The sequence below is a fragment of the Streptomyces himastatinicus ATCC 53653 genome (assembly GCF_000158915.1).
Lineage (GTDB): Bacteria > Actinomycetota > Actinomycetes > Streptomycetales > Streptomycetaceae > Streptomyces > Streptomyces himastatinicus.
Genome location: NZ_GG657754.1, coordinates 9,605,010 through 9,606,792, shown reverse-complemented (window position 1 = coordinate 9,606,792; position 1,783 = coordinate 9,605,010). Strand labels below are relative to the sequence as shown.

Here is a 1,783-nt window from a genome sequence, read left to right as displayed (position 1 = left end):
CCCGCATGTACGCCCACCACGACGCGGTGCTCCACTCGGTTCGGGAAGGCGTGCTGATCATGGACGCCGACGGGCGGCTGCTGCTGGTCAACGACGAGGCCCGGCGGCTGCTCCAGCTGACCCCCGACATCGACGGAAGCCATGCCACCGCACTCGGCCTCGAACCGCGGCTGACCCGGCTGCTGGCCGCCGGGCAGCCCGTCACCGACGAGGTGCACGCCGCCGGGAACCGGCTGCTGGCCGTCAACATCCGGCCCACCGACCGGGCGGGCGGCCCCGCCGGGAGCGTGGCGACGCTGCGGGACACCACCGAGCTGCGCGCGCTGTCCGGCCGCGCCGAGGTGGCGAGCGAGCGGCTGCGGCTGCTGTACGACGCCGGGGTACGGATCGGCTCCACCCTGGAGCTGAGCGGCACCGCGGAGGAGCTGGTGGGGGTGGTCGTCCCCCGGTTCGCCGACATCGCCACCGTCGAACTGCTGGAGCCGGTGCTGCGGGGCGAGGAGCCGGCGGTGCCGCACGGCGTACTGCACCGCACGGCGGTCGGCGGCGTACCGCCCGAACATCCGCTCTTCCGCTCGGGCGAGAAGGCCGTCCCTCCACCGTCGTCGCCGCAGCGCCAGGCGCTGGAGAGCGGACAGTCCGTCCTGTGCGCCGATCTGACCGACGCCGCCGGGCAACCCGCCCCGTGCGAGGCCGAGGCCCGGCGCCTGCGCGACCAGGGGATCCACTCGCTGATCGCGGTTCCGCTGCGCTTCCGCGGCGTCCCGCTGGGCGTGGCCACCTTCTGCCGGACCCGGCCGGGCGCGGCGTTCGACGACGAAGATCTGGTGATCGCCGGGGAGCTGGCCGCGCGCACCGCGGTGTGCGTCGACAACGCGCGCCGCTACACCCGCGAGCACACCATGGTCACCACGCTCCAGCGCAATCTGCTGCCCGGTGCGCTGCCCGACCAGGACGCCGTGGACGTGGCGTCCCACTATCTGCCCGCGCGGGCCGGGGTGGGCGGCGACTGGTTCGACGTACTCCCGCTCCCCGGGGCCCGGGTCGCCCTCGTCGTCGGGGACGTGGCCGGGCAGGGTCTGCACGCGGCCGCCACGATGGGCCGGCTGCGCACCGCGGTGCAGAACTTCTCGGCCCTGGACCTGCCCCCCGACGAGGTGCTCGCCCTCCTGGACGAGCTGGTCGCCCGGCTCGACCTGGAGCGCGAGACGGACCCCGACAGCGCGCGCATCACCGGCGCCACCTGCCTGTACGCGATCTACGACCCGGTCTCCGGCCGGTGCAGCGTGGCCCGGGCCGGTCATCCGGGCCCCGTACTGGCCTGCCCGGACGGCACCGTGCAGACCCCCGACGTACCGGCCGCACCGCCGCTGGGCCTGGGCGGCGAGCCCTTCGAGGCGGCCGACCTGCCGGTGCCCGAGGGCACCCGCCTGGTCCTGTACACCAACGGACTGGTCGCCAGCCACGACCGGGACCACGACACCGGCCTGGACCTGCTGCGCCGCACCCTCGCCGCCGCCCCGGACCGCGGCCCCGCCGCCACCTGCCAGGAACTGTTCTCGACCGTCCTCCCGGCCCGTCCGAGCGATGACGCCGCCCTGCTGGTGGCCCGCACCCACCGGCTCGCCCCGGAGAACGTGGCCGAGTGGGAGGTGCCCGCCGACCCGGCGGCGGTCGCCCCGCTCCGCGCCGCCTGCGCCCAGCGGATCCAGGACTGGGGGCTGGACGAGGCCGCCTTCGCCGCCGAGCTGGTCATCAGCGAGCTGGTCACCAACGCCCTGCG

The 1,783-nt window shown here is 75.7% G+C and carries 1 protein-coding gene; it reads left to right on the top strand.

Annotated elements, in window-relative coordinates; translation table 11 throughout:
- The coding region (locus tag SSOG_RS40590; protein WP_009720134.1) for a GAF domain-containing SpoIIE family protein phosphatase at positions 1 to 1,783 on the top strand (1,783 nt) is incomplete at both ends.